A 25,371-nucleotide genomic window follows, 5' to 3' on the forward strand; every position below is an offset into this window, starting at 1 on the left:
ATATGAGAACGCCACTCTATTCAAAACACAAAGAACTCGGTGCAAGGTTTGTGGAGTTTGCAGGCTGGGAAATGCCTCTTGAATACAAGTCCATAGTGGAAGAGGTAAGGGCGGTAAGAAGCTCTTGCGGGCTTTTTGATGTGTCTCATATGGGAAGGCTAATTATCTCCGATGGCTTTGAGACACTACAAAAGCTAACTTCCAGAGATATTGCAAAGCTAAAAGAGGGTAGGGTGCAATACAACCTGCTTTTAAACGAGCAAGGTGGAGTAAAGGATGATATAACCCTCTATAGGCTCTCTGAGAGGGAGTTTTTTATGTGTGTAAACGCAGGAAACAAGGAAAAGGTCAAGGAGTGGCTTTTGAGATGGGGGCTTTCTGTAAAAGACATGAGCCAAGAGTGGATACAGCTTGCCCTTCAAGGACCAAGCTCGCAAGAGGTTCTTAGCAAACACCTACCTGTGGAAGACATAAAGTATTACAGCTTTAAGGTCTTTGGAGATATGCTCCTTTCACGCACGGGATACACGGGCGAAGACGGCTTTGAGGTTTATGCACCAGTGGAGAAGGGCTTGGAGCTTTTTATGGAGCTTTCTAAAGAGTGTATGCCTTGTGGGCTTGGTGCAAGGGATGTCCTGAGGATAGAGGCGGGAATGCCACTGTATGGACACGAGCTTTCGGAGGATATAACACCCTTTGAGGCTAATCTTGACAGGTATGTAAGCCTTGAAAAGGACTTTTTGGGCAAGGACGCACTTCTACAAAAGAAGGTGGAAAAGAAGCTCTTTGGACTTGAGCTTTTGCAAAGAGGCGTGCCAAGAGAGGGCTACAAGGTATTTTACAAAGACAGGGAGATAGGGTATGTAAGCAGTGGCACTTACTCTCCAACCCTGCAGAAGGGTATAGCATTATGTTTTGTCCATGTAGACCACAGAATTGATGGGCACGAGGTGGAGCTCCAAGTGAGAGACAGAAGGCTACCTGCAAAGCTCAGAAGTTACCCCTTCCTTCAGAAGGCATGAGTATATATCCTTCAGTCTTTCAAGGCATCTATCTATTTGGTCGCAGTTGAGCTTAAAGGATGGGTGCTTGTGTGGTTTGTAAGTTTTGTCGTAGTATTCCCTTATAAGGAACTCCGCAAACTCCTCTACGCGTTCCTTGCTTAGCAGTTCAAGAGCCAACGAGTAATTCTTCTCTCCAAGATACCTTCTTATCCTAAGCAAGGACTCCTTTGCCTCTTCCTGCCAGCCTTCAAACTTAGTATACTCTTCAAGAATGTTCTTCACCCTCTTCTCCAATGATGCTTCAATTTCTACATATACTCCCTCTTCCTTCTTTTTCCAGAAGGACTCTGGAAGATGTATGTTACCTATTACCCTGCTCTCATCTTCGGTAAAGATAAGGTCTGATTCTGCTCTTAGAAGGCTCTCATATAGGAGGGCATCAAACATCTTTTGACTTACTCTTTCCCTTATGCCCATCCTTCCAAAGGCAGAGCCTCTGTCTTTTGCAAGACCCTCAAGGTCAACCACAGGATAGCCTTCTTCCCTGAGCTTCCTTATTATAAGCGTCTTTCCCACGCCAGTTTTACCAGCAAGCACTATAAAACTCTTACCTTCAAGGATTCTCTCCATTTCTCTAAGGATAAACTCTCTGTAGGCTCTGTAGCCACCTTCAATCCTTAGAACCTCAACCCCCATAGATTGAAGAACTTTACATAGCTCCTGACTTCTCAAGCCACCTCTCCAACAGTAAACAATCACATATCTGTGCTTTTCCTTAAGATCTCTGAAACTTTTCAAAAGACCCTCAAGTTTTGATTCTGCTATCTCATAACCTACGTGCTTTGCCCTATCTACTCCATCGCTCCTGTAGATGAGTCCTATAAGTCTTTTCTCTTCATCCTCAAATAAAGGCAAGTTAATAGCACCGGGTATATGAAACTCTTGGTATTCTGAGAGGCTTCTTATGTCTACAAGAACCTTATCCTCAAGTTGGTATATCTTCTCAGGGCTTATATCCATAGTTTAATAATTTAAGGCGTCTGTATACTACTTCACCAATCTTTCAAGACGAATGGTTTTATCCTTTAGTTTAAACTCCGCAACACTAAAACCCTTTGATTCTCCACAGGCAACTACATACTCCGCATCCTTGTTTTTCCCTAACGACCGCAGAGGTTCACCCTTCAACAAACCTATATATAAACACACAGATTTCTCTTGCGGACATTCGCAGGCTATTGAGCTTTTGAGGTCTATCATATTTACCATTCGCTCCGCAATCCTTTTCCTTGAGGTCTCTCTGTTTTCTGCATAGGGGAAGAAAAAAAGACCATGCAGGAACTTTGATAGGATAACAATGAAGACGGTTATAAGGAATAGCCTTCTAAAGGTTTCAACCTTGAGGGCTTTGTGAAGGTAATAGGCAAAAAGGATTGCCAAAAGGGGATAAAGTGGCATTATGTATCTGCCAGCGGAGTCAGAAACCCAGTAGGGAATGTAGTTGGCTAAGAAAAGCAAGAAAACTCCTCTTAGCTGTGGAGGGAAGTCAAGGTCTTTTCTTGCCACATACAAAGACAAAGGGAAAAGAAAACTCCAAGGTAGCGTATCTTTGAAATTTACAAGTAGGAAGAAGAGCATATGCCTTAGCCTTGAAAAATCTCCTTCTACTCTGCTAAAGCTCTCTCTCCATAGGTTTGCTAAGTACTGTATTGGCTCTGGTGTTTGAATTATCCACAAAAGCGGTATAAGAAGGGAAGGTATGTATACAAGAAGGGCATCTGGTTTAAAAACTTTCGCAGGACTTTTTTTATAGAGGGCAAAGGTTAGTATAGATATACCCATAAAGGCGTAAGCAGGCAAACCTTTGAGTAAAAAGGCAAGACCAAAAACCACGCCTGCCAAAAAACCAACAACCTTTGAACCCGTGCTCCACCATATGTAAAGAAGGCAAAGGCCAAGAAATACAAAAAAGGTGAAGGTAATATCAATCTCTCCAAGAAAGCCGTAGAAAAAAAGCACATTACCAAAGGTTAGGAAAACAAGAGAGGATAGGGTGGCAAGAGAGATGTTTCTAAAAAGATAATGGGAGAATATGCCCACGAGCAGTGTGGTAAGCAAGAGAAAACTAAGGCTTACAGCCCTTACGGTCATCTCGCTCCAAGGGATTATGTGAGAATACAAAACTATGAGCCAGTTAAAGAGGGGAGGCTTGTTAAAGTAGGGCTCGCCGAGGAAGGTAGGCTGAAGGTAGTTCCCAGAGTGCCACATCTCAAATGCTATCTGAGTGCGTAGAGACTCCTCGTTCTTGAAGGGATACCTATGGAGGTTTGGCAGGAGGCTAATAAATGCGAAAAGGATAAAAACTAAAAACATACTCTAAAGCTTTGGCTCAAGCTCGTAATGCCTATATACGTGCTCCCACCAATAGGAAACTCTAAGGAGCGTTCCCTCATCAAAGGCTTTCCCTATAAGCTGTCCACCCACAGGAAGACCTTCGGACATGCCTATTGGTATGGATATTCCAGGAAGACCCGCAAGGTTTACGCTTACAGTGAATATGTCTGAAAGATACATGGCGATGGGGTCTGAGGTTTTTTCTCCAAACCTGAAGGCGGTTGTGGGGCTTGTGGGTGTGGCAATAAGGTCTACCCTCTCAAAGGCTTTTTCAAAATCCTGAGCTATAAGCCTTCTCACCTTCATAGCCTTAAGGTAGTAGGCATCGTAGTAGCCTGCGGAGAGGGCAAAGGTCCCAAGGAGTATTCTCCTCTTTACCTCTGGTCCAAAGCCCTCATCCCTGGTCTTTGCATACATTTCAAAAAGGTCCTTGTATTCCCTTGTCCTGTATCCAAACCTGACACCATCGTAGCGTGCAAGGTTAGAAGAAGCCTCTGAGGGTGCTATGATGTAGTAGCAGGGTATGGCATACTTTACGTGAGGGAGGGAAACCTCTTCTACCTGCATGCCCTCCTTTTGCAGTTCTTTAAGAAAGTTTTCAAAGGCACTCTTTACACCCTCTTCCAATCCATCTTGCATAAACTCCTTAACTACGCCAACCCTTAGCCCTTTTATTTCCTTCCCAAGCTCCTCCGTATACTTGGGGACAGGTCTTTTAGTGCTCGTGGAATCCCTCGGGTCATGTCCAGATATGACCTCCATAAGTAGTGCGATATCTTCTGTCCGCCTTGCAAAGGGTCCTATCTGGTCAAGAGAAGAAGCAAAGGCAACAAGACCATATCTGGAAACCCTTCCATAGGTAGGCTTTAGCCCTATAACACCACAAAAACTGGCAGGTTGACGAATAGAGCCTCCCGTATCTGAACCAAGGGAAAGAGGGGCCGAGCCCACCGCCACCGCCACCGCAGAGCCACCAGAAGAGCCACCGGGCACACTCTGTAAATCCCAGGGATTTCTTGTTGGGTAAAAGGCAGAGTATTCAGTAGAAGAGCCCATGGCAAACTCGTCCATGTTTGTCTTGCCCACTACTAGGGCACCAGCCTTCTTGAGCCTCTCTATAACGGTAGCATCATAAGGTGAGATATAGCCCTGAAGAATCTTTGAAGCACAGGTGGTAGGATAGCCCTTCACGTTTATGTTGTCCTTTATGGCAATAGGTATGCCTGCAAGGGGCATCTCCTCTACAATCTTTAAGCTCTTTGCCTCCTCAAGTGCCTGCTCGTAAATAGGCGTTATATAGGCCTTTACCTTCTCCTCTGTTTGCAAAAACCTCTCGTAGAAGCTCTGAAGCACTTCTTCTGGCTTTAGCTCCTTTTTCTTTATAAGGGAAACAAGCTCTACCGCAGATTTTTTCCAAAGCATGATTTATAGTTTATCATATGCATGTAGGCTTAGAGAGTGCCAAGGGAACAGGTGCTGAGCTTGAAAGACACCTTCTTTTTCTCCTCTGGCTCTCCGAGGAGTGCAAGAAGAGGGCAGTGGTAAACCTCATTCTTGACTAACTGCAAAGGCAAGCACAAGAACGTTATCTTTATCAAGAGCTTAAAGTTATAATGTATAAAGATGAAGGAGATGCACTTAAGCCCTGAAGAGCTAAGAGATAGATACCACAAGGAAAAGCTCCAAAGATTCCTGCAAGGTTATCTTTTGAGGTTCAAGAGGACAAGACCAACAGACCCCTTCAAATCAAAGACCATAACAACGCCGCCTGCGCAAGAAATACTTTCCTGCAGGGCGTTTAGCGATCTTTTCAACAAAGGATAGCTTATGCGGGTCTTTGACCTTTACGCAGACCGATACGACCGCTGGTATGAGCTACCCTTTGGCAGTTCCGTCTACAGCCTTGAGGTGGAGTGCCTTAGAAGGCTATACAGACCCACCAGGCTTTCCCTTGAGGTGGGTGTGGGCAGTGGCAGGTTTGCAAAGGCTCTTGGCGTGCGGTATGGTGTAGATACCTCCATAGAACTTCTAAGGAAAGCGAGGGAGAGGGGTATAAATGTAATTCAAGCCCGTGCGGAGGGACTACCCTTTAAGGACAAAACCTTTGAAAGCCTTCTTATGGTGGTCTCCATATGCTTTTTTGAAAGACCCTTGGAAGCCCTCTTAGAGGCAAAACGTGTGCTAAGAAAGGATGGTATGCTACTTCTTGGTCTTGTGCTTTCTGACAGTCCATGGGCTCGTTTCTATCAGCAAAAAGCCCAGCAGGGGCATCCTCTATACTCTGTGGCGAGGTTTTACTCCTTTGAAGAGATAAAGGGCATGCTCTCTCAGGCAGGCTTTAGGCTTTCAAGGGTTGCCACCACCCTCTTTGACTCACCACAAGACACAAAGAAGGTAGAAAACACAGAAATAAAAGAAGGCTACCATCCAGAGGGTGGTTTTTTCTGCCTTATGGCTACCCCTTGAAATTTGACAAAACTTGACTAAAATCTTTTAACATGGCTCAGTCAGCAAAGAGGGATTACTACGAGGTGCTTGGTGTTCCAAGAAACGCCACGCAGGAGGAGATAAAGAAGGCATACCGCCGGCTTGCCAGAAAATACCACCCAGACTTCAACAAGGACCCAGAGGCTCAGGAGAAGTTCAAGGAGATAAACGAAGCCTATCAGGTGCTTTCAGACCCGGAAAAGAGGAAGCTCTACGACCAGTATGGACACGCTGCCTTCGGAGCTCAGTCCGGTGGTCAGGAATACCAAGAGGTGGTCTTCCAAAACGTGGGAGACCTATTTGAAGAGCTATTTAGAGGCTTTGGCTTTGAAGACATCTTTGAAAGAGCAACACGTAGAAAAAGGCGTGAAAGCAGGAGACCTGTAAAGGGTGAAGATATATACTACACGGTGGAGCTAAGCCTTGAGGAAGCCTACAGGGGCACGGTGGTGAGCATTCCTCTGGTGAGAGAGGTTCTCTGCGATGCCTGCGGTGGAAGCGGTTACGACAGGAGCAAGGGAGAGAGGGTCTGTCCTACCTGTGGTGGAAGGGGGGAGGTGGTTCAAAGGCAGTTTTTCATGACCATAGCACAAACCTGTCCCACCTGTGGTGGTGAAGGTGTTATAAGAGAACCATGTTCCAAGTGCAGAGGTAGGGGAACCCTTCCTCAAAGGGAAGAGGTAAGGGTAAGGATTCCAGCTGGTGTAGATACGGGCAGTAAGGTGCTGGCAGAGGGCAAGGGCAACGCAGGCATGTTTGGGGGACCTCCTGGAGACCTTATCATAACCATAAAGGTAAAACCCCACCCTATCTTTGAAAGAAGGGGTAACAACCTCTATGTGGATGTAAACCTTAAGCTCACCGAGGCGATTCTTGGGACAGAGCTTGAAGTTCCTACCCTTGAAGGTAAGAGTGTTAGGGTGAAGACTCCCCCAGGGGTGAAAGAAGGAGACACCATAAGGGTAGAAGGGCATGGTATGCCAAAACTGATGTCCGAGGGAAGAGGAGACCTCTTTGTGAGGGTTCACATAGATGTTCCCAAGCTGGGCCTTATGGATAAACTATTTGGCGATGGTAGGAGGATAAAACAGCTTCTTGAGGAGCTTGACAAACTCTTGCCAGAGCCAGAACGCATAAGGGAGAGACAAACATGAAGAAGGAAAGAACACGGCTCTACACCATAGGTGTGGTAGCCAGCATGTTCAACATACACCCGCAAACCCTCAGGCTCTACGAAAGGGAAGGTCTTATAAAGCCCACAAGGAGCAAGGGAAGGACGCGCTACTATACCGAAGAGGACATACAAAGGCTTGAGTTTATCCTTACCCTCAGCAGGGACTTGGGTGTAAACCTTGCGGGCATTGACATAATCCTTCGCATGAAGGAGCAGATTGAGGAACTGGAAGCTCAAGTGCAAAAGCTCATAGAGTTCATACAAAGGGAGGTTTCAGAGGTATACCAGAAGGATGAGGGCATAAAGTCCATAGTCCTTGCAGAGAGGAGGGACATACTCAAGTCCATAAGGAAACAGTAAAATATAGTTTATGGACATAAAGGAAACGGACTTGCCTGGCATAGGCAAGAAGTATTCCATAAGCCTGAGAGAGGGGAGGGAGTTGGTGCTTGTAATATACAACACGGGCAAGAGGGAAATATATCTCATGGAAGAGGAGGAGACCGCCTGTGTCTTTGACCTAACAGAAGAAGAAGCAAAGGAGCTTGGCTTTTTGCTTGCGGGGGCTCTCTATCAGCCTATAAAGGCGGATAAGATGGAGCTTATCCTAAAAGAGGTAGTTATGGAATGGGTAAAGATAGAGGTGGGGTCAAACTTTATAAACAAAACCATAGCGGAGCTTCAGATAAGAAGGACAACGGGTGTGTCTGTTATAGCTATAGAAAGAAAGGGGAAAATTATACCAAGCCCAGACCCATACAAGGAAAAGATAGAGTTAGGGGACGTGCTAATAGTTGTGGGCACGCGTATGCAGATAAACCATTTTCTGGAACTCTGCGGAAGGTGTAGCACGTAGCATGCACAACCCTCAAGACTTCATACTGGCTGGGGGAGTATTTCTGCTCCTTTTCTTTTCTGCTCTTTTTCTCTCAAGGATAAAGGTTCCCTACATTCTTTCCTTCATGCTCGCAGGTCTTTTAGGTAAGTCCTTTTTACCTCACAGGGCGGAGGATGTATTGATAATCTTTGAATACTCTGCGGTTATCCTCCTCTTTTTCTTTATAGGTCTTGAGTATTCCTTTGAAAGGCTGGCAGGCATGAAAAGGGTGTTAAAGCCTAGCTTCTTAGATTTCCTGTTTAACTTTGTGCCTGCCTTCATTATCACCTACCTTTTCACGAAGGACTTGGTCTTTTCCCTCGTTATGGGTGCGGTGGTATATCCCAGTAGCACTGCCATAACCGCAAAGCTCCTTATGGACTACAAAAGGCTCGTAAACCCAGAGGCGGAGCTGTTAATTGGAATACTAATTTTTGAAGACCTTGTGAGCATAGTGCTTTTGTCTGTGCTTACTGGTCTTACCTTTGGGGGTGAGCCGGATGTGATAAGTGTTTCGAGGGGAGTTCTGGCGGTAGTTTTCCTCTTCGGAGTTTTCTACCTTTTGAAGGCTCCTTCTGAGAAAGCCTTTGATTACCTTGACAGAAAACTGGATGAGGGGCTTGTCCCCTTTATGGTGCTTGGCTTTTTGCTTCTCTCCTCTGGAATAAGTCTTAAGGTAGGTCTCTCTGATGCACTTGTTGCCTTTATGTTAGGTGTGCTGGTGCCAGAAAAGAGCAGGATATTTGAGGTCATAGAAAGGTCTCTTTCAGAGCTAAAGGACATATCTGTGGGAGTTTTCTTCTTCATGTTTACCTTCCATGCAAAGCTCAATTTTGACTTTGACCCTTGGCTTTTAGCCATCCTACTGGCGATTGCTATCTTGCTTAAACTTCTCTCTACCTATTACGGTGCGATTGTCTACGGGCTTACAAAGAGAACTGCTATGAGAGCCTCTCTCTCCTTTATCCAGCGAGGGGAGTTTTCTGTTATCTTTGCAAGCTTCTATGAGCCCACCCAATCCCTTACCTTTGCCCTCGTGCTTTTTACTGCACTGCTCGGTAGTTTTAGCTTCCTTTTAGCTCCAGGGTTTTCTCAGAGACTTTTCCCAAAGAGAGAAAAGAAAGGACCTCCTCCAGCTCCTCCCTTTTAGCCTCTACGCTGTCCTCAGGGAGAACCCAAAGAGGACTACCTATCCTCACTTTTGCCCTTGAAAAGGGTAAAGGGATGGTAAGCCTATCCCACGTTTTTAACCTCACAGACCAATCAAAATCCACATACACAGGAATTATAGGTGTGCCTGTTTTCTGTGCGAGCAAAATTACACCTGCCTTTACCTTTCCATAGGGACCCTTTGGTCCGTCCACCGTTATGGCAACCGTGTTTCCCTCTTTGAGGACTTTTACCAACCTAAGAAGTCCTACGCTTCCACCCTTTTGTGGCTTTCCCTCTTCGCTTGAGCCTCTCACCACCTTGTAGCCAAGGCTAAGAAGGAACCTCTCCGCAATGTCCCCATCTCTGAACCTACTCACTAAGGCGTATATGCCCCTGTCTATACCGAGCATGGCAACCCCAAGAGCGTTTCCATGAAGAAGGGCTATGACCTTGCCCCTGTATAGCTCGTAGTCTATCCTCTTGTCCCACCTTATGGTTTTGTGAATAAGTCTTAGTAAAAAGGCAACGAATGGCGCCAAAAAAACAGAAAGTCTGTGCCTTAACCTTTTCATCTTGCCTCAAGGACAGAAAGTATGTTGTCCCTTATCCACTTGGAGTCAAGCCACTGAAGGGGATTTACTTCATACCCTTGCACCAAAATCCCAAAGTGAAGATGGTCTCCAAGGGCAAGACCTGTTTTGCCAGTCTTTCCTATGACTTCTCCCTTCTTTACATACTGACCTTCTTTGACACCGACTTCTGAAAGATGACCGTAAAGGCTCATAAGACCCATGCCATGGTCTATTACCACCGTGTTTCCATATATGCCAAGGTCTCCAGTAAAGACCACCACTCCCGAATTGCTCGCTGGCACTTGTGCCCTCTCCACAGAGGCAAAGTCAAAGCCCATGTGCCTACTTTCACTGACCTTTTGCCCATTATAGTAGTAGTGTCTTATTTCTCCATAACCTGCAAGCACCTTGCTCTTTGGCAGTTGTAAAAAGGCACCTTCCCAAAGGACCCTTGGCTCACTTTTCCTGCCTATCTCCTGAAGTCTTGCCATATCTCTTTGTCTCCATAGCTCGTTTACTCTCTTAAAGGCTTGTAGGGATTCAAGTCCTTTACCTTCCTCTCCGAGAAGGGGGTATATAACCCTGTTTATGAAGTTATCATCTATGGTTATCTTGTCCTCCTTAAACCTTACGCTCCTTACCCTTAAGGACAGAGTTTGTTGAGAGCGGTTTCCCACTTTGTCTTTTACTACTACTGTGATACTGTTTAAATCCTGTTGGTCAAGCCTTATGGGAAAGAGACCAAAATAGTATCCATCGCCAAGAGGATAAAGCCTATACTCATACTGTCCTATAAGAACAAAAGCATCAACCTCTTCTTCCGTCCTTATCTTTATTGCAGAGGTTCCACCAAGCGTGGGAGAGGAGAGGTAAGAGATAAGGCTAAACCTTGGGGGTATGGTATCTACAAGGGCATCAAAGGAATAGCTCCTGCTCTGTAAAAAGCCTGAAGAAATCTTCACGTGAAGTCTTGCACTGCCATCTTTAAGACCTGTTTCCTTTGCTCTAAGGGTAAAACTTATTTCCTTTGAAGGTTCTGAGAGCTTTGCTTGATATATCTCCCTTTTTTGACCTTCTTGCTCTGCGTAAATCCTTATTTCCTTTATGGGTTTACTGGTTTGAAGAGTAAAGGTTTTTTCCGAAGGTATAAGGGACAAAGACCTTAGGTATTCTTCCGATATGCTTGGTCTTCCACCTGTAAAGATAAAAAGTGTGTAGAACATTATAAGGACAAGGGAAAAAATTGCCAGCCTCCTTATAAGCCTTATAAGTCCCAGCCTTTTTTCCCTTTTTTCTTCAAGTCTATATCTGTATCTCATTGCACCACCACAACGCCATACCAGTTTTCCAACCTCTTTATTTTAGCAGGTCTTAGACCAAGCAGGTCAAGAAAAGCCCTTAGGTCTTCCTTTCCGTAAAGTCCAGAAAAAACGCCAACCCTTCTAAAGAGTTTCATAAGATACGGAAGCTCCCTTTTAAATATCTCTAACTCAAGGTTTGCCACAAGGAGGTCAAAGGTTTCTCTTATGTCCTCTGGTTTGGCGTGCCAACACTCAATCTCAACGCAGTTCTCTTTGGCATTATGCACACACTCTTGGACCGCAAGGGGGTCTATGTCTATGGCAAGGACCCTGCCAGCTCTTAGTTTTTTGCAGGCTATGGCAAGTATACCCGTGCCAGTTCCCACGTCCAAAACAGACCAACCCTCTTGCAAATACTCTTGGAGGAGCCCAAGACAGAGGCGTGTGGTAGCGTGTAGCCCAGTGCCAAAGGCTACTCCCTGTCTTATAACCACTGGCTTTATCCAAGAGGGCAAAACCATAAACTTCCCTACCCTGCGAGCCCTAAAGACCTTTTCTGGCGGGAGGACTTCTACCTCAAAAACCTCTAAGGGTTCAAGCCCTTCATAGGGTTCATAGAGTGCAAACTCCACAAAGGACTCACCTTCTGAAAGTATTTCCACGCCCTTTCCATACTCTAAGAGAAACTGATAAAAGCTTTCTGGTTCAAGCCTGTAGACATACTTCTTGTGTTTTTGCGTCATGCCTTTAATTATAAAGGTTTGTGCCTTATATTATTCTCATGTGTGGAGTTTTTGGAGTTTTTAACGCACAGCATGCGGAAAGATACGCCTTTTATGGCATATATGCACTTCAACACAGAGGGCAAGAAAGCGTAGGTATAGCGGTCTCTGACTACGAGAGCGTAAAGGTGATAAAAAAGCCGGGGCTTGTGCTTGAAGCCATTAGAAAAGAAGACCTCCAAAACATGTTTGGATACCTTGCTATAGCTCATGTAAGGTATTCCACTGCGGGAGACTCTGGAGGTGTAAACTCCCAGCCTATTGTAAGAGAAACTTCCTTAGGAGTATGTGCGGTAGTTCACAATGGGAATTTGGTCAACTACCTTCCTCTAAGAGCGGAGCTTGAAGCTAAGGGTGTAAGGCTCTTTCATACCTCAGACACAGAGCTTTTCCTTGCTTTGCTTGAGGAGGGAGAGTTTGTGCCAGAAAACATAGACCTACATCCCTCTGATAGAGACCTTCTTCCAAAGGTCTTTTATGTGCTTTCAAGGGTGAAGGGTGCTTATAGCCTTATCTATCTTTTCAAGGACAGGCTTGTGGCAATAAGAGACCCTATGGGCTTTAGACCCCTTTTGATGGGAAGGCTAAAAGATACCATTCTCTTTGCCTCTGAAAGCTGTGCCTTTGATATACTGGGTGGAGAACTATGGAGGGAGGTAAAGCCAGGAGAGGTGGTGGTAGTAGACCAGCAGGGTATAAGGAGCTACTTTCCCCTTAGGTCAGAAAGGAGGGCTATGTGCATTTTTGAGCTTGTATACTTTTCAAAGCCAGAGAGCTTTGTTTTTGATAACTGGGTATACAAGGCACGCAAAAGGATGGGAGAGCTACTTGCCTATGAAGACCAGGTGCAGGCGGACGTGGTTGTCCCAGTCCCAGACTCTGGGATAGTGCCTGCCATAGGATACTCTCAGGCAAAGGGTCTTCCCCTTGAGCTCGGTATTATTAGAAATCACTATGTGGGTAGGAGCTTTATAGAACCTACGCAGGAGCTAAGGGACATAAAGGTGCTTATGAAGCTAAACCCCAACAGGGCGGTGCTTGAGGGCAAAAGGGTAGTGGTTATTGACGACTCTCTTGTGAGAGGGACTACTTCAAAGAAGATAGTTAGCATGCTAAGGCGTGCGGGAGCAAGAGAGGTCCATATGCGTATAGCGTCTCCACCAGTTATAGGACCCTGCTACTATGGAATAGATACACCCACAAGGGATGAGCTTATTGCCAACAGAATGAGCGTAGAGGACATAAGAAGGTTCATAGGTGCGGACTCTCTTAAATACCTTTCCCTTGAGAGCTTAAGGTCTGTGGTGGAAAGCCCTCAGGATTTTTGCGATGCCTGTTTTAGCAACCATTACCCCCTTGAGGTGGAAGGGACCGCACTAAGAATGCGTTGAACCGTCTCAAGAACCTCTCTTAGCTGAGAAAGAGGTATCATATTAGGACCATCAGACAGAGCCCTGTCTGGGTCTGGATGGGTTTCCATAAAGAGACCGTCCACACCCACTGCAACAGCGGCACGAATTAGAGGAATTACAAACTCTCTCTGTCCTGCAGACCTGTCTCCTGCACCACCGGGGAGCTGAACGCTATGGGTTGCGTCAAATATAACCTTTGTAAACTCCCTCATTATCACCAAACTTCTAAAGTCCACCACAAGGTTGTTGTATCCAAAGCTCACACCCCTCTCTGTTATGTAGTAGTCCACAGCCCCTGCAAACTTGAGCTTCTCCACAATATTTTTTGCATCCCAGGGTGCAAGGAACTGACCCTTTTTCACATTTACAGACTTTCCACTTCTACCCGCTTCTAAGATAAGGTCTGTCTGCCTACACAAAAAGGCGGGAATCTGCACTATATCCACCACCTCTGCGGTAGGCTTTACCTGCCAAGTTTCATGCACATCAGTGGTTATCTTTAGACCAAACTCTTCCTTTACCCTCTGTAAGACCCTTAGCCCAGCCTCAAGCCCAGGACCTCTAAAAGACCTGTGGGAGCTTCTGTTAGCCTTGTCAAAGGAAGACTTAAAAACAAACTCAAAGTCTCTAAACTCCTCTGAGAGCCTTTTTATGTGCTCTGCGGTTTGCATAATAACCTTTTCGCTTTCTATAACACATGGACCCGCTATAATAAGCATGTTTTAAAATATAACACCCAATGGTTCTTTTGGTGAAGATAGGCTCAAACCTCATACAAACTCAAGAGGGAGATATAGACCTTAGCTTTCTTTCAAGGCTTGCAAGGGATATAAAAAAGCTAAGGGATATGGGTCATAAGACCCTTATAGTATCTTCGGGTGCAGTGCTATGTGGAGTAAAAAAGCTAAACCTTTCTCATAGACCCACAGACCTCCGCACAAAGCAGGCGGTCGCAGGAGTAGGACAAGCTTACCTTATGCATCTATATGACATGGTCTTTTCCAACTATGGGCTTACGGTAGGTCAGGCTCTTCTTACCGCAGACATATTTAAGGATAAGGAAAAGTTTGAAAACGCAAAGAACGCTCTAAGCAGTATGCTATCCCTTGGCATAGTGCCTGTTATAAACGAAAACGATACGGTAGCCATATCGGAGCTACTTTTTGGAGACAACGACTTCCTTGCAATTCACACCGCATATATGATGAAAGCGGACCTCATAGTTATCTTTTCTACCGCAGGAGGTTTGCTGGACCATGAAGGAAGGGTAGTCCCCGTGGTGGAAGATGTGGACAAAGTTCTTCACCTCGTTAAGGGCGTAAACTCCCAGTTTGGCACTGGAGGTATGTTAAGCAAGATAACCGCATCAAGGATAGCGGTAAGGCTTGGTATACCAGTAGTCATAACAGGTAAGGAAGATAGCCTACTTGATATACTTGAAGGTAGGACTACAGGCACATACTTTAAACCTTCTGAAAAACCTCTCAAAGAGGGAAAAAAAGCCCTCGCCATGCTTGAAGAGCCAAAGGGTGCCATATACATAGACGAAGGTGCATACAGGGCAATAAAACAGGGTAAGAGCCTTCTCCCTGCAGGTATAAAGAAGGTGGAAGGTAGCTTTCAAAGAGGAGACGTGGTAGTGCTATACGATGAAAGAGGCTTTCTTGTGGGAAAGGGAAAGGTAAACTTTAGCTCAGAAGAGGTTCGCAAGATTATAGGCAAAAAAGGAAAAGAGGTAAAGGATTTACTGAAAACTTCCATTGAAGAAGTGGTGCATACAGATAGGCTCGTTATATTCTAAACTTACAAATACCCCGCCTCAACACCTATACATGCATTCCAAACCACACCTATCTTGTCCTTATACTTTTCTATGACCTCTAAATTTTCACAACCGGGCTGTAGCCACACACACTTGGCACCTACTTTAAGTGCTTCCTCAAAGATGGGTTCTATATGTGCTGGGTTTCTAAAGACATTTACAATGTCTATGGGCTCTGGCACTTCGGAAAGGGAGGAAATTACCTTAATGCCCAGTATCTCCTGCCCTGCATACTTGGGGTTTATCAGATAAACCCTGTGCATACCTTTAGCTACCACTCTCTCTGTTACATAGTATGAAGGTCTTTCTGGGTCTGGAGATATACCAACTACCGCCACAACCTTTGACTCTTTTAACACTTGCAGAGCATCGTCTTGATGTGGATGATGAAGTTCCTTCATGGGAAGTATTATACTACATATATGGTGAAAATAGGCATAACGATAGGCGACCCTGCGGGAGTGGGACCTGAGCTCATAGTGAGACTTTCCAGATACTTTGACCCTCAAAAGGCATACATAATATACGGAGAGAAGAAGATAATACAGGCGGTCAAAAGGGAGCTAAGTGTGGACTTTGAATTTTCGGAGATATACACGGTAGAGGAGATTAAATCTCCCGGTGTATATATAGCGGACTTAAACATAAGCGAAACAGATAGACCATTGCCGTCTTTGACATCAGGAAAAGTAGCGGTTGCATACTTGGGAAGGGCTGTGGTAGATGCGGTTTATGGAAAGATACATGGACTTTTGACCATGCCTATAAACAAATTCTGGGCAAGGTTGGCAGGGTTTTCCTACGAGGGTCAAACGGAGTTTTTAGCTCAGGCTTGCAATGTGAGAGAGTATGCTATGCTTATGTATTCAGAGAAGTTAAAGGTAGTGCCCTTTACCACACATATACCTCTAAGAGAAGTGCCAGAGAGAATAAGAAAAGACGATATCGTTAAAAAGGTAAAGCTAATAGACAGAGAGTTCAAAAGACTTTTTGGACTTGAGCCAGTAGTTGGCATTCTTGGTCTTAACCCCCATGCGGGTGATATGGGAGCTATAGGGGAAGAGGATATGAAAGAGATTGCACCTGCGGTAGAGGCTCTAAAGGAAGAAGGCTACAAGGTTGAAGGTCCTCTATCTCCAGATAGTGCCTTTTTGAACATAAACTACGATGTTTATCTGTGTATGTATCATGACCAAGGGCTTATACCTTTTAAAATGCTCGCCTTCAGGGAAGGTGTGAATTTAACGCTTGGAATACCCTTTGTGAGAACCTCCCCAGACCATGGAGTAGCTTATGACATAGCTTGGAAGGGTATAGCGGATGAAGGTCCATCTCTTAATGCCCTCAGGTTATGTGAAAGGTTGGCAGGAAAGGCATGACGATAAAAAAGAGAGTGACTCTTAGCTTGGTTTTTTCCCTTGCCTTTACCCTTACGGTTTCCTTCCTTATTCTTTACCTAATATCCTCCCAAATCCTTGAAAGGAGACTCGAGGAAACTTACAGGCTCGTATATGAAAACTATAAAGAGATATTGAAGGGAGAGGTGGAAGAATCGGAAAAGCTTAAAGCCTTAGCAGACTCTGGACAACTTTCTCTTGCGTATCATTACATAGAAAAAGCCTCTGGAGGGAAATGTGAGGAGACAGCATATTACCGTGTAACTTCCATAGGACTTCACTACGGTATAAACAGGCAATATCCAGAAGGTTGTTTCTTTATAGGTGTAAACATTGAAGAAATACTTAGATTTATGGAAAGCCTAATGGGTATAGATTGGGTGGTATATTACGATAGAGATATGGTCCCTGAAATCGTAGGTGGAAACTTGGATACCTTTATGAAAGATAAGGTAATTATAAACAACATGGTTATTGACCGGTTTTCCAAGCAGTATGTCCTTAATCTACCTCTCAATGTGAAAGGATATACGCTGTATGGTAGCTTTCTTGAAAAAAGCCTCCTTATGGAGATTCCCCTAACAAACATGAAAGGCTTGCCTGTGGGTAGAATCATTTTTATAAAGGATATTTCAGGATTATACAGGGAAGCCTACACAGTCCTTTTTGTGCTTGCTCTTTATTCAGTGTTTATGTTGTCTCTTCTTGCCCTTTTACTCTTTAGGATTGTATCCACTGTGATAAATAGAATAGTTTTCCTAAAGGATGTAACCGCAAGAATAGAGAAGAAAGACTTCGCTGTGATAAATCTCCTTGAAAATTCAAAGGAAAGATGGAAGGATGAGGTTTATGAATTAAAGCACAGCATATACAACATGGCTTTGAGCCTAAAATCTGCCTTTGAAGAACTTGAAAAGAAGAAATCTGAACTTGAACAGCTTGCATACTATGACCCACTTACTGGACTCCCCAATAGAAGATTTTTCTTTGACCATGCAAGTCTTATTCTTGAAAGCTCAAAAAGATACGGAAATCCACTTAGCCTTCTCATCATAGATATAGACCACTTTAAGAAAATAAATGATACCTACGGTCATGAGGCAGGCGACCTTGTATTAAAGAGCTTTGCAGATATCTTAAAGAAAACCATAAGACAGTCAGACCTCCCAGCAAGGCTTGGGGGAGAGGAGTTTGTTCTTCTTATGCCCAACACTACCCTCCAACAGGGCAAAGTGGTGGCTGAGAGAATAAGAGTCAGCTTCCAGAATAGCCTTATAGTATATGAAGAAAAGGAAATAAGGGCAACTCTAAGCGGTGGGCTTGCGAGTTTTAAATCGGGTATTGAAAATGTTGACGACCTCATAAGAATGGCGGATGAAGCCCTTTACAAGGCGAAAGAGTTGGGAAGAAACAGGATAGAGGTTTATGAGCCTTAGAATATGGGAATTTCAAGGGCTGGGTTGGACAAAGCCCTCAACATACCAAGCCTTATGGCTCTGACTACCTTCTCTTCTAACTTCCTTTCCCTAAACCTTATAAAATGATGGAAAAGCACACCGCTTGCCTCAAGACCAAGCCCTCTGTCAAGAAGAAGTTTTTCAGACCAGCTTTTTATGGTTTGAGACCTCAAAAATCTATTCCTTGGGTTTAAGCCTTTGTTTTTCCCCAACCCCACAAACTGATAACCGCATACGCTTCCATCCTTTAAAAAAACCTTTACCAGCTTTCCTTCCCACTCAAAACTATAAGAGCTTTCTGAGTCTTCAAAAGTCCCACCACTTCCTGCTGTTGCTATCCTTGTCTTTACCGCATTGTAGTCCACAAGCCCTGGGTTTTTAACTTTTAACCCTGCCATGTTAAAGCCTGCTATAGCTCCAGCCTGCTGTGCAGGTGGAAAGAGAGCTATCCAACGGTGGTTTCCCCAGGCATCCAAACCAGAACATATATCACCAGCTGCGTAGACATCTGGGTCTGAGGTCTGTTGGTATTCGTTAACCAGTATACCACCCACGACCCTGCCGGTAGCTTCGTTTATATGTAGCTTTATGTCCGTGTCCGCCACAAGGTTAGTCCTGGGTCTTACTCCTGTTGAAAGAATAACCATGTCCGCCTTTATGAACTTGCTCCTGTCCGTGCCATTGGGTCTTATCTCCACCGCTTCTACCCATTGGTCTTCTCCATGTATGGCTACCACTTGATGGTTTAGATAAAAGTGAATTCCCCCCTCCTCAAGAGGCTTCATATACTTGTCTGCCATAAACTTGTCCAACATCCTTGGAAGGACTCTATCAAAGAACTCCACCACATGCACCTCAAGACCCATATGCCTTAGGGTCTCCGCATCCTCTATACCTATAGGACCCGCACCCACTATTACCACGCTTTTGACCCTCCCAGAGAGAACCCAATCCCTTATCTTCTTTGCATCGTAGAGGTTCTTGGCGGTGGTTACTCCACCAAGCTCAACTCCTGGTATGGGTGGCACAAAGGCGTAAGCCCCAGCGGCCAAAAGGCACTTGTCATAGGGTATCTCCTCCCCACCTCTGACTATGACCACCTTCCTCTTGTTGTCTATCCCCACCACCTCCTTTTTAGGTCTAAAGTCTACTTTATACTTTTCGTAAAAGCGAAAGCCTCCTTTGTAAAAAAGAGCTTCTTCGGATATGTCTCCTCTTATCACATTTTCCATGCAGTTGGGTGCGTATGTAGGAAACTCCTCGTCAGAAAGCACTATTATGTCAGAGTCCTGGTCCACCTTCCTAAAGGCTTCTATGGCACTGGCAGAAGCTGGTCCGTTTCCTACTATAACCACTCTCATTTTTCACTAAGTTTCAAAATATACTCCAAGCATGTCCTTACGCCAAAGCCCGTGCCACCCTTTGAATAGTATGAGAACTCCTCTCTTAGGTGGGCAGGTCCTGCGATATCAAGATGCACCCACTTTATCCCTTCGCCCACAAACTCCTCAAGGAACATGGCGGCGGTTATGGCACCTCCGTAGCGACCTCCAGAGTTAAGCACATCTCCCTCACCCTTCTTTATCTTTTCTCTCAGCCTTTTGTCATCCATGGGTAGCTTCCATGTGCGTTCTCCTGTAAGTTTTGAAAGGCTAAAAATTTCTTCACCAAACTCCTCATCGTTGGTAAAAAGCCCTGCGGTGTATTCTCCAAGGGCTACCATGCAAGCACCCGTTAAAGTTGCCATGTCTATTATTCTTGACACTCCAAGGTTTGAGGCGTAAGAGAGGGCATCCGCAAGGGTTACTCTTCCCTCTGCGTCCGTATTGTCTATCTCTATGGTTTTTCCGTTCATAGCCCTTATTATGTCATCGGGTCTGTAGGCAGTCCCGCTTGGCATATTCTCCGCAGCACCAAAGATGCCGTGGACCTCCACCTGAGGCTTTAACTGTGCAAGGGCTTTCATTATGCCTATAACCGCACAGGCACCAGACTTGTCCATCTTCATAGTTCTCATGTAGTCTCCAGTCTTTATGTTAAGCCCACCGCTGTCAAAGGTAAGACCCTTACCCACTATGGCAATTTTCTCCTTTGGCTCGCCCTGAGGTCTGTATACCATATGGACAAACCTCGGCGGAGTTGCGGAACCCTTTCCCACACTCCAGAGGGCTTGCATACCCATCTCTTGGATCTCCTTCTCATCATATACCCTACATTCAAGCCCATACTCTTGTGCAATCTTTTGTGCAATCTCCGCAAGGGTTATAGGGTTTATAACGTTCCCAGGTTCATTTACAAGGTCTCTTGTAAAGTTCTGTGCCTGTGCAAAGACCATACCAACTTCCACCCCCTTTGGGTCTGCACCACATATATAAACTTCTTCAAGTCTTTGGTTCTTCTCCTCTTCCTTCTTTGTCTTATACTTGTCAAAGCGATAACTTCCAAGGATTGCACCTTCGGTAATTGCTTTACTTAGCCTGTAGTCAAGGCTTCCAGCGTATATATACAGGGTTTTGACCTCGTCCTTGTTTGCCCTCTTAGAGGCTAAGGCAGAGGCAATCCTGTAGCTATCCTCACCTACCTTCTCCTTCTTTCCAAGCCCTACCACATAAAAGACCCTTACATCATCACCCACAAGCAGACTAACCTTTGCCAGAGTTTCTTCTTTACCCTTAAAGTTCTCCGCAGAAAGTATTTTCTCTACCTGCCCCTTAAGAGACCCAAGAAAATCAAGGTTCTCTCTGTCATCTTCAAAGAGGAATATAGCTATAGGCTCTTTCACTTCCTCCGCTTTAAACTCTCTTGCTTCTACTCTCATCCTTCACCTCCAAGAATATCTATTCTAATTCAATCTCGGCTTTGAGCCTTTCGTAGATTTTGATTAAAGAATGCCTCTTGCTGAATATTCTATTTATAGTCTCTATCAGTTCCTCTTCAAGTAGGCTATAATCATGATTGACCGCATCTCTAAGCTCCCTTAACTCAAACCACTCTTTTGAAGGGTCAACAATGCCTAGTTTCTCTGTAAGGTTTATCATATCTATAGGATACATAACATCCACATTGTAGCCTACTTTTCTCAGGAAAATTCTAAGCAGTTTCCCAAGGAGCTCTTGGAGCTTTGCCATCCTGTATATAAAGGCATATATGAGAACTTTGCTCTCAACTTCCGTATTGTAGTATCTTTTCAAAGGAAACAAGTGAGAAATTTTCTCTTCAAGTTTCTCCAAAAATTCCACATTCCTCCTACAGGCTTCAAGGTAGTATAGAAGTTCTTCCTTCATAGCTTTATGCCTTCCGCAAGGGCTCTTTTATGAATTGGTAGCTCTTCCTTTTCTGGGTTATAGTAAACCACGTCAACCTTCTGCTGTCCTATCCTCTGCCAAAGTTTGTATATAAACTCAAACTTTTTCTCAACAAACTCCTTAGGCGTCATAGAGGTTTTAACCAAAAGGTCTATATCTCCACCCCGTCTGTTTGGGTCAAGTCTTGAGCCAAAGAGAATTATTTCCACATCCTTGTCAAAGACTTCAGATGCGGTTTCCTTTATGGCTCTTATCTCTTCCTCTGATAGCCTTACCTTCATTCCTCCTCTTGAGGTGTGCTTTCCCTTTTCATGGCTATTTTGCCCGTTCTTGCCATCTCTTTTATGCCGAAGGGTTTTACCAGCTCTATAAAGGCGTTGACCTTGTCCTCTGTTCCCGTTATCTCAATGGTGTAGGTTTCTGGAGAAACATCTACTACCCTGCACCTGAATATCTCCACGAGCCTAAGCACCTCGTCCCTTGCTCTTGGTGTGGCGGTATGGACCTTTATAAGGGCAAGCTCTCTTTCCACATGAGGCGTGTCTGTTAAATCTTTTACTTTTATGGTGTCTATGAGTTTTCTAAGCTGTTTTACCACTTGGTCTATTACCACATCATCGCCTATTACCTCAAGGGTCATACGAGAAATACCCTTTTCATGGGTTTCACCCACCGACAAGCCTTCTATGTTGTATCCCTTGCCTGCTATGAGGGTTGCAATGCGAGCAAGAACACCAAGCTCATTACGCACAGTAAGGGTTATAATGTGCTTGCGCACCTCTCCCTTCTTCACTTCTCTGAAAAGGGGGGCTTTTACCGCATCAAGCTGAGAGCTTCCAATGGTATCTGACATCCTAAAACCTCCTTTAGCCCACTAAATACATGGTCTCCGCTTCTACTGCCTTTTTGCCATCTTCTAATATCATATCTCTGTAAGACTTTCCTGCAGGAACCATAGGAAGCACATTTTCCTCCCTGTCCACGTGGAAGTCCATTATAACGGGCTTGTCCTGAACCCTTAGGGCTTCTTCTATTATCTCTCTCACCTCTGAGGGCTTTTCCGCCCTAAAGCCCACCGCACCGCAGGCTTCAGCGAGCTTTACAAAGTCAGGCTGAACGGAAAGGTCTACCTCCGAATATCTTCTCTCGTAGAAAAGCTCTTGCCACTGACGCACCATGCCCAGATATCCGTTGTTTATTATAGCAACCTTAACTGGCACTCTGTATTGCACCGCAGTAATAAGCTCCTGCATGGTCATCATAAATGAACCATCTCCGTCTATTACAAACACCTCCTTGTCTGGTCTCCCCAGTTTTGCCCCAATGCCTGCAGGAAAGCCAAAGCCCATGGTTCCAAGCCCCCCAGAGTTTATAAACTGTCTTGGAAAAGAATATTTATAGAACATGGCGGACCACATTTGATGCTGACCCACGCCTGTGGCGATTATAGCTTCGCCCTTGGTAGCCTCGTATATCTGCTCTATTACATACTGAGGTTTTATAACAATGTTGGAGTTTTTATAGGTGAGGGGGTGCTTCTTTTTCCATGCCTCAATCTGCTCGAGCCATTTCTGTCTTTCCTCTGGGAAGAAGAGCTTTGCACCTTCTCTTTTTATCTCCTCAAGTAGCTTCCTTAGGACTATTTTCACATCGCCCACTATTGGCACATCCACCACTATGTTCTTGGATATGGAAGCGGGGTCTATGTCTATGTGGATTATCTTTGCCTGAGGAGCAAACTCTTCTACCTTTCCTGTAACTCTGTCGTCAAAGCGCGCACCCACCGCTATAAGTAGGTCGCAGTTATATACCGCCATATTGGCGTAATATGTGCCGTGCATTCCAAGCATGTGGAGAGACAGAGGATGAAGCTCTGGGAAGGCACCCTTGCCCATGTTGGTAGTGGTAACTGGTATCTTCATAAGTTCCGCAAGTTCCACAAGCTCCTTTTGTGCCTCTGCCTGCACCGCTCCACCACCCACATAGAGGACTGGTCTCTTGGCTTCCATTATGAGCCTTACCGCCCTTCTTATCTGCTGGAGGTTGCCCTCAAGGTGAGGCCTATAGCCGGGAAGGGATTCCTTTACCTCCTCAAGGGAAGGAATTGACACATCGCTGAGCTTTTGTGTTATGTCTTTTGGAATATCCACAAGCACGGGTCCTGGTCTTCCAGTCCTTGCTATGTAGAAGGCTTGACGAAGTATGAGAGGTAGGTCTTCTATTCTTTTTACCAAAAAGTTATGCTTTGTTATAGGTCTTGTTATGCCCACTATGTCCACTTCCTGAAAGGCGTCGTTGCCTATAAGATGAGTGGGGACTTGCCCCGTTATAAAGACCACGGGCACAGAGTCCATATAGGCATCCGCTATGGCGGTTACCAAATTCGTAGCTCCTGGTCCAGAGGTGGACATGGCAACACCCACCTTACCCGTAGCCTTTGCGTAGCCCTCCGCCATATGTCCTGCACCCTGCTCATGTCTTGCAAGGATGTGCCTTATGCCTCCATCTCTGTAGAGGGCATCGTAGACCTCCATTATGGCACCGCCCGGATGACCAAAGATTATCTCCACACCCTCTTCCTTTAGAGCCTCTATTACAATATCCGCACCCTTTCTTGGCATCTTCTACCTCCATTCTCAGAATCTGTAAAGATATAAAATATATGCAAGTGTTTAAATTTTGTTAAACCTTCCTCACCATAGCATAAGTTCATAAGAATTAGCTTAAATAAGCATTATTAATGATCTATTAAACATATTCTTATTGACAGGCTCGCTTTTCAAGGTTTATGATTTTAACCAAATCCTTTAAGGGAGGTAAAGCATGATTACAAGGCGTGACCTTTTAAAGTCCGCAGGAGTAGGGGCTATTGCTCTGAGTGTTTCCTCACAGCCTGTCTTTGCAGCGGCGGAAAGGGTGGTCAAAATGGAAGCCCTAATGCCCCCACCAAAGGGCAACAGGGTGGTAATATGCGGTGGTGGATGGGCAGGTTTAACGGTGGCAAAGTATCTAAAAAAGGAAAACCCAAACATAGAGGTAATTCTCATAGAACAAAAACCTGTCTTTTTCTCCTGTCCCATATCTAACCCTTGGCTTGCAGACCTTGTAGGTTTAGACTTTCTACAACACGATTATCTCCAACCTGCATCCAAATATGGCTACACCTTTATGAACGATAGGGTTATTGCCATAGAAAGGGACAAGAGAAGAGTATACACCACAAGAGGGTATATACAATACGACTATCTTGTTTTGGCACCTGGCATAAGGTATAACTATTCCGCATGGTTTGGAGATAACAGGGAACTCGCAAGGCTTACCAAGGTCAACTTCCCTCCCGCATATATACCCGGCTCTGAACATTTGGCTCTTAAGAGAAAGATACACGAATTTGAAGAAGGAGACTTTATCATAGTGGTCCCACCAGGTGCCTACAGGTGTCCACCTGCTCCATATGAAAGAGCTTGTATGGTAGCAGAGGTATTCAAGAGAAACAAGGTTAAGGGTAGGGTTATAGTTCTTGATCCCAAGGAAGACATAGCACCCAAGGGACCAGGTTTTAGAGCAGCCTTTGAACAGGTATATCTTGGCATTATTGAGTATGTGCCAAAGGCTTCCATAAAGGAGATTGACCCAGTAAAGAAAGTTATAAAGACCACCGCAGGAGACTTTAAGTTTACAGATGCCAACATATCTCCACCCCATCAGGCTGGTGAGCTTGTATGGATGGCGGACCTTATAGCAAAGGACAAGGAAGGAAAACCAACAGGCTGGGCAGACCAAGACCCGCTTACCTTCCAAGCAAAGGCGGACCCTCATGTGTTCTTGGTAGGTGACGTTATAGGAGGAGTTCCTTATCCAAAGAGCGGGCATATGGGCAACTCCCAAGGTAAGATAGTGGCAAAGGTCATAGCTTCCAGAATAGCTGGCAAGGAATACAAACCAACACTTCCTGACAATACCTGCTACTCCATGGTCAATGGCTCACCACAGGAAGCCATAGTTATAAACGTTACCTATGAATACAACGAAAAGGAAAAGAAGATAACACCTAAGCCCAAGACCATAAACGAAAGGTCAGAGGCCCTCGCAAAGGCAACATACGAATGGGCACGAGCCATATACAGGGACATGTTCTCATAATGTTCTTGGGGCGCCCTCCCGCCCCGTTGCAACACATGTTGCAGAAGGGAACAATTTTTATATCTGGAGTTGGGTTTTTAAGCCCTTTTCTT

The 25,371-nt window shown here is 44.9% G+C and carries 27 protein-coding genes; 13 read left to right on the forward strand and 14 right to left on the reverse strand.

Translation table 11 applies throughout. The features are described from left to right. The first annotated feature begins 2 nt into the window (after positions 1-2). Entirely contained in the window at positions 3-1,022 is a 1,020-nt protein-coding gene (gene gcvT, locus G3M65_RS08490) for a glycine cleavage system aminomethyltransferase GcvT (protein WP_173834143.1), read from the forward strand. On the opposite strand, the gene mnmH is transcribed toward gcvT, so the two are convergent. The 3 genes from mnmH to gatA are packed head-to-tail and all read right to left on the reverse strand — an operon-like array spanning position 978 to position 4,820. After that, positions 978-2,024, reverse strand: a complete 1,047-nt coding sequence (gene mnmH, locus G3M65_RS08495; RefSeq protein ID WP_173834144.1) for a tRNA 2-selenouridine(34) synthase MnmH — start codon at positions 2,022-2,024, stop codon at positions 978-980. The genes gcvT and mnmH overlap by 45 nt on opposite strands. A gap of 27 nt (positions 2,025-2,051) precedes the next feature. Next, entirely contained in the window at positions 2,052-3,377 is a 1,326-nt protein-coding gene (locus G3M65_RS08500) for an ArnT family glycosyltransferase (protein WP_173834145.1), read from the reverse strand. A 3-nt stretch (positions 3,378-3,380) separates the two neighbouring features. After that, positions 3,381-4,820, reverse strand: a complete 1,440-nt coding sequence (gene gatA / locus G3M65_RS08505) for an Asp-tRNA(Asn)/Glu-tRNA(Gln) amidotransferase subunit GatA (RefSeq protein WP_173834146.1) — start codon at positions 4,818-4,820, stop codon at positions 3,381-3,383. Between the two features lie 17 nt (positions 4,821-4,837). On the opposite strand from gatA, the gene G3M65_RS10590 reads away from it, so the two are divergent. The 7 genes from G3M65_RS10590 to G3M65_RS08535 all read left to right on the forward strand — a co-directional run bounded on the left by G3M65_RS10590 (position 4,838) and on the right by G3M65_RS08535 (position 9,086). Next, a complete protein-coding gene (locus G3M65_RS10590) occupies positions 4,838-4,960 on the forward strand; it encodes a hypothetical protein (protein ID WP_256370806.1) in 123 nt (40 codons plus the stop codon). A 61-nt stretch (positions 4,961-5,021) separates the two neighbouring features. Continuing rightward, the gene (locus G3M65_RS08510) at positions 5,022-5,222 is read left to right on the forward strand and encodes a hypothetical protein (protein WP_173834147.1); all 201 of its coding nucleotides are present in this window, start codon (positions 5,022-5,024) and stop codon (positions 5,220-5,222) included. A gap of 3 nt (positions 5,223-5,225) precedes the next feature. Further along, positions 5,226-5,864 carry a class I SAM-dependent methyltransferase gene (locus G3M65_RS08515; protein WP_173834148.1) on the forward strand — a complete coding sequence of 213 codons (639 nt, stop codon included), beginning with the start codon at positions 5,226-5,228 and terminating at the stop codon, positions 5,862-5,864. 32 nt (positions 5,865-5,896) lie between these two features. After that, a complete protein-coding gene (gene dnaJ / locus G3M65_RS08520; protein WP_173834149.1) occupies positions 5,897-7,039 on the forward strand; it encodes a molecular chaperone DnaJ in 1,143 nt (380 codons plus the stop codon). After that, positions 7,036-7,419: a heat shock protein transcriptional repressor HspR gene (locus tag G3M65_RS08525; RefSeq protein WP_173834150.1), complete on the forward strand. Its 384-nt coding sequence runs from the start codon at positions 7,036-7,038 to the stop codon at positions 7,417-7,419. Before dnaJ ends, G3M65_RS08525 begins: the two co-directional genes overlap by 4 nt. Positions 7,420-7,429: 10 nt before the next feature. Further along, positions 7,430-7,915 (forward strand): cation:proton antiporter regulatory subunit, encoded by a 486-nt coding sequence (locus tag G3M65_RS08530; protein ID WP_173834151.1) that lies wholly within the window; start codon positions 7,430-7,432, stop codon positions 7,913-7,915. Position 7,916: 1 nt separating this feature from the next. After that, positions 7,917-9,086: a cation:proton antiporter gene (locus G3M65_RS08535; RefSeq protein ID WP_173834152.1), complete on the forward strand. Its 1,170-nt coding sequence runs from the start codon at positions 7,917-7,919 to the stop codon at positions 9,084-9,086. Here the strand turns inward: G3M65_RS08535 and G3M65_RS08540 are convergent. The 3 genes from G3M65_RS08540 to G3M65_RS08550 are packed head-to-tail and all read right to left on the reverse strand — an operon-like array spanning position 9,001 to position 11,704. Beyond that, the gene (locus G3M65_RS08540; RefSeq protein ID WP_173834153.1) at positions 9,001-9,660 is read right to left on the reverse strand and encodes a lysophospholipid acyltransferase family protein; all 660 of its coding nucleotides are present in this window, start codon (positions 9,658-9,660) and stop codon (positions 9,001-9,003) included. The genes G3M65_RS08535 and G3M65_RS08540 overlap by 86 nt on opposite strands. Next, the gene (locus G3M65_RS10535) at positions 9,657-10,979 is read right to left on the reverse strand and encodes a M23 family metallopeptidase (RefSeq protein WP_173834154.1); all 1,323 of its coding nucleotides are present in this window, start codon (positions 10,977-10,979) and stop codon (positions 9,657-9,659) included. Before G3M65_RS10535 ends, G3M65_RS08540 begins: the two co-directional genes overlap by 4 nt. After that, positions 10,976-11,704, reverse strand: a complete 729-nt coding sequence (locus G3M65_RS08550; protein WP_173834155.1) for a 50S ribosomal protein L11 methyltransferase — start codon at positions 11,702-11,704, stop codon at positions 10,976-10,978. The genes G3M65_RS10535 and G3M65_RS08550 overlap by 4 nt, the downstream gene beginning before the upstream one ends. Positions 11,705-11,742: 38 nt before the next feature. Between G3M65_RS08550 and purF the strand changes: the two genes are divergently transcribed. After that, a complete protein-coding gene (gene purF, locus G3M65_RS08555) occupies positions 11,743-13,134 on the forward strand; it encodes an amidophosphoribosyltransferase (protein ID WP_173834156.1) in 1,392 nt (463 codons plus the stop codon). On the opposite strand, the gene kdsA is transcribed toward purF, so the two are convergent. After that, the gene (gene kdsA / locus G3M65_RS08560) at positions 13,092-13,874 is read right to left on the reverse strand and encodes a 3-deoxy-8-phosphooctulonate synthase (RefSeq protein WP_173834157.1); all 783 of its coding nucleotides are present in this window, start codon (positions 13,872-13,874) and stop codon (positions 13,092-13,094) included. The two genes, purF and kdsA, sit on opposite strands and share 43 nt — an antisense overlap. Positions 13,875-13,894: 20 nt before the next feature. On the opposite strand from kdsA, the gene proB reads away from it, so the two are divergent. Beyond that, on the forward strand, positions 13,895-14,956 hold the full coding sequence (proB, locus tag G3M65_RS08565; RefSeq protein ID WP_173834158.1) for a glutamate 5-kinase: 1,062 nt from the start codon (positions 13,895-13,897) through the stop codon (positions 14,954-14,956). A 2-nt stretch (positions 14,957-14,958) separates the two neighbouring features. On the opposite strand, the gene G3M65_RS08570 is transcribed toward proB, so the two are convergent. Further along, a complete protein-coding gene (locus G3M65_RS08570; RefSeq protein ID WP_173834159.1) occupies positions 14,959-15,378 on the reverse strand; it encodes a CoA-binding protein in 420 nt (139 codons plus the stop codon). A 21-nt stretch (positions 15,379-15,399) separates the two neighbouring features. Here G3M65_RS08570 and pdxA point away from each other — a divergent pair, with 21 nt between their 5' ends. Further along, on the forward strand, positions 15,400-16,356 hold the full coding sequence (pdxA, locus tag G3M65_RS08575) for a 4-hydroxythreonine-4-phosphate dehydrogenase PdxA (RefSeq protein ID WP_173834160.1): 957 nt from the start codon (positions 15,400-15,402) through the stop codon (positions 16,354-16,356). Continuing rightward, positions 16,353-17,810, forward strand: a complete 1,458-nt coding sequence (locus G3M65_RS08580; protein ID WP_173834161.1) for a GGDEF domain-containing protein — start codon at positions 16,353-16,355, stop codon at positions 17,808-17,810. Before pdxA ends, G3M65_RS08580 begins: the two co-directional genes overlap by 4 nt. Here G3M65_RS08580 and G3M65_RS08585 read toward each other — a convergent pair. Genes G3M65_RS08585 through ilvB form a run of 6 tightly spaced genes read right to left on the reverse strand, consistent with a single transcriptional unit; the run spans position 17,807 to position 23,757 of the window. Beyond that, positions 17,807-19,192 (reverse strand): NAD(P)/FAD-dependent oxidoreductase, encoded by a 1,386-nt coding sequence (locus G3M65_RS08585; RefSeq protein ID WP_173834162.1) that lies wholly within the window; start codon positions 19,190-19,192, stop codon positions 17,807-17,809. The two genes, G3M65_RS08580 and G3M65_RS08585, sit on opposite strands and share 4 nt — an antisense overlap. Then, entirely contained in the window at positions 19,189-20,649 is a 1,461-nt protein-coding gene (locus G3M65_RS08590; protein ID WP_173834163.1) for a leucyl aminopeptidase, read from the reverse strand. The genes G3M65_RS08585 and G3M65_RS08590 overlap by 4 nt, the downstream gene beginning before the upstream one ends. A gap of 19 nt (positions 20,650-20,668) precedes the next feature. Beyond that, entirely contained in the window at positions 20,669-21,115 is a 447-nt protein-coding gene (locus G3M65_RS08595; RefSeq protein ID WP_173834164.1) for a hypothetical protein, read from the reverse strand. Next, positions 21,112-21,417, reverse strand: a complete 306-nt coding sequence (locus tag G3M65_RS08600) for a nucleotidyltransferase domain-containing protein (protein ID WP_173834165.1) — start codon at positions 21,415-21,417, stop codon at positions 21,112-21,114. The genes G3M65_RS08595 and G3M65_RS08600 overlap by 4 nt, the downstream gene beginning before the upstream one ends. After that, positions 21,414-21,989, reverse strand: a complete 576-nt coding sequence (gene ilvN / locus G3M65_RS08605) for an acetolactate synthase small subunit (protein WP_173834166.1) — start codon at positions 21,987-21,989, stop codon at positions 21,414-21,416. Before ilvN ends, G3M65_RS08600 begins: the two co-directional genes overlap by 4 nt. Positions 21,990-22,002: 13 nt before the next feature. Beyond that, the gene (ilvB, locus tag G3M65_RS08610) at positions 22,003-23,757 is read right to left on the reverse strand and encodes a biosynthetic-type acetolactate synthase large subunit (protein ID WP_173834167.1); all 1,755 of its coding nucleotides are present in this window, start codon (positions 23,755-23,757) and stop codon (positions 22,003-22,005) included. A gap of 202 nt (positions 23,758-23,959) precedes the next feature. Here ilvB and G3M65_RS08615 point away from each other — a divergent pair, with 202 nt between their 5' ends. Continuing rightward, positions 23,960-25,279, forward strand: coding sequence for an NAD(P)/FAD-dependent oxidoreductase (locus G3M65_RS08615; RefSeq protein ID WP_173834168.1), 1,320 nt, complete (start codon positions 23,960-23,962; stop codon positions 25,277-25,279). The last annotated feature ends 92 nt before the right edge of the window (positions 25,280-25,371 follow it).

Origin of the sequence: Hydrogenobacter sp. T-8, assembly GCF_011006175.1 — a bacterium.
Taxonomy (GTDB): Bacteria; Aquificota; Aquificia; order Aquificales; family Aquificaceae; genus Pampinifervens; species Pampinifervens florentissimum.